We start from the raw sequence: 2,706 nt of genomic DNA on the forward strand, positions 1-2,706 counted from the left end.
AGTCCATCCTCACCAAGCCGGTTGCTGCCCAACCGCTCTGGCTCAATCACTGCCGCACTGGCTCAACCACTTCGGGGGTTGTGTTTGACAGCGGCGTTTGTGCATCGTTATCTCCAGCCAGATATGACGGCCCGGCGCGACCATGCGGCCAAGGAGAAAACCATGTCACACAATCTGCAGTTCTACATCGATGGCGCGTGGGTCGATCCTGTTGTGCCCAACCCATTGGACGTCATCGATCCCTCGAATGAGGACGCTTTTGCGCAGATTTCGCTCGGCTCCAGGGCCGATGTCGACAAGGCGGTGGCTGCCGCCAAGCGCGCCTTCAACGGCTTTGGTTTCACCGAAGTTAGCGAGCGGCTCGACCTGTTGAATCGCATCATCGCGGTCTACAAGAAGCGCAGTAGCGATCTTGCGGTTGCCGTGTCGCGCGAGATGGGCGCGCCGCGCCAGATGGCGTTGGACAGCCAGGTCGGCATTGGGCTGGCGCATCTGACCAAAATGGCCGAGACGCTGAAGGCTTTCGAATTCCGCCACGTGAAGGGCAATCATCTCGTGGTCAAGGAGCCGATCGGTGTCGTCGGGCTGATCACGCCGTGGAACTGGCCGCTCAACCAGATCACCTGCAAGGTGGGTCCGGCGCTCGCGCCGGCTGCACCATGGTGCTCAAGCCATCCGAGATCGCGCCGCTCGACGCCATCATCTTCGCCGAGATCCTCGACGAGGCCGGCGTGCCGAAGGGCGTCTTCAACCTCGTCAATGGCGACGGACCGGGCGTCGGCCAGGCGTTGTCCAGCCATCCTGACATCGACATGATGTCGTTCACCGGTTCGACCCGCGCCGGCATCCTGGTGGCCAAGGCCGCCGCCGACACGGTCAAGCGCGTGCATCAGGAGCTTGGTGGCAAGTCGGCCAACATTCTGTTCCCCGACGTCGACCTCGCAAGCGCGGTCAGCAAGGGCGTGGCCGGTTGCTTCAGCAACAGCGGCCAGTCCTGCAACGCGCCAACGCGCATGTTCGTGCCGCGCGAGCGCCATGACGAGGCGGCCCGCTATGCCAAGGTTGCGGCGGAAAAATTCACCGTCGGTCCGGCCGACGCTGCCGGCACCAAGCTCGGCCCGGTCGTCAGCCAGGTTCAGTTCGACAAGATCCAGGACCTGATCCAGGCCGGCATCGACGAGGGTGCGACGTTGGTCGCCGGCGGCCCCGGCCGTCCGGCCGAACTCAACCGCGGCTACTATGTCAGGCCGACAGTGTTCGCCGACGTTACCCACGACATGCGCATCGCGCGCGAGGAGATCTTTGGGCCGGTACTGGCGATCATGCCCTATGACAGCGTCGACGAGGTGGTCGAGACCGCCAACGACACCGTCTATGGCCTCGCCTCCTACATCCAGGCCAAGGACATGAAGAAGGCGCGCGAAGTCGCGGCGCGCATGCGCACCGGCAATGTCTACATCAACTATCCCCAGTGGGACGCCGGCCTGCCGTTCGGCGGCTACAAGCAGTCGGGCAATGGCCGCGAATATGCCGAATACGGACTTGAGGATTTCCTCGAGATCAAGGGCATCGCGGGATATGAGGCGGCTGAGTAGGCACCGTACAGTGTGATGCAATAAAGGGCGCGGCCTGCGGTGTGGCCGCGCCTTTTCATTTTGCAGCCAAGCCTTGCCATCTCCGCATTCTTGCCAATTGGCAAATACATGCTATATATCTGCCAATCAGCAAGGTGAACGCAATGCAGCTTCAATCCATCGTCACCACGCCGGCCACGTTCGGAGCCGCTATCTCGGATGAAGAAGCGGGCGCGCTGGCGCGCACCACGGTCAATCTGTTCAAGGCCTGGAACCTCACCGACCTGGAGGCCTGCATCCTGCTTGGCGGTATGTCGGCGCGCACCTGGGCACGCTGGAAGACTGGGGCGAAGGAAGGTGGCATCGGCAGGATCGACCGCGACCTGCGCACCCGCATGGCGCATCTGATGGGCATACACAAGGGCCTGCGCTACCTCTTCACGGAACCGGCGCGCGGCTATGCCTGGATCCGCAAGCCCAATGCCACCTTTGGCGGCCAGTCGGCGCTCGACCTGATGCTGCGCGGCGAAATCTCCGATCTCTCGGCGATGCGCGAATGGCTCGATGCGGAGCGTGGTGCATGGTGAGTGGGCTTGCGGTCCGTCGCCGCGTCGACTGGCACCAGACCTTCCGCATCATCCGTTCCATCCACCCACCGATCGACCTGTTCGAAGACATTGCCGACCCGCGCGACTGGGAGGCGCTGGCCGCCGTCGAGGCGAAGACAAACCCACGCATAAGGTTCGAGATTGGCGATCTCGGCAAGGTTTCGGCCGCAAGGCGGGTTTCCGGCCCCGGCGCCAGTTTCGTGATGGCGCCCTTCGTGCATTGCTCGACGCTCAGACCAGGCCGCTTCTCGGATGGCAGCTACGGGATCTATTATGCCGGCGACAGCGAGGACGTCGCGCTTGCCGAGACCATCCACCACCATCAGAAATTCATGCGCGCCACAGACGAAGGGCCGGGCTGGACGGCGGATTTCCGCGTGCTGATCGGCAACGTCGACCGCGATCTCGATGACGTCAACGCCGTGCCCGGCGTGCTCGACCCGGACGACTATTCCGCCTCGCAGGCGGAAGGGCGGGCGCTGCGGGCAGCAGGCAGCGACGGGCTGGTGTGGAACAGCGTGCGC

General features: G+C 63.6%; 2 protein-coding genes and 1 pseudogene. All 3 read left to right on the top strand.

What is annotated here, in order from left to right; translation table 11 throughout:
* Positions 1-162: 162 nt before the first annotated feature.
* A pseudogene (locus EN925_RS31180) lies at positions 163-1,595 on the top strand (aldehyde dehydrogenase family protein).
* A gap of 143 nt (positions 1,596-1,738) precedes the next feature.
* Entirely contained in the window at positions 1,739-2,161 is a 423-nt protein-coding gene (locus EN925_RS31185; protein ID WP_013530547.1) for an MbcA/ParS/Xre antitoxin family protein, read from the top strand.
* Positions 2,155-2,706 (top strand): RES family NAD+ phosphorylase (locus EN925_RS31190; RefSeq protein ID WP_164894508.1); only part of this gene is annotated, 552 nt, incomplete at its 3' end. The genes EN925_RS31185 and EN925_RS31190, both read left to right, overlap by 7 nt.

The sequence above is a fragment of the Mesorhizobium sp. M7A.F.Ca.US.006.04.2.1 genome, assembly GCF_004022915.1.
GTDB lineage: Bacteria > Pseudomonadota > Alphaproteobacteria > Rhizobiales > Rhizobiaceae > Mesorhizobium > Mesorhizobium ciceri.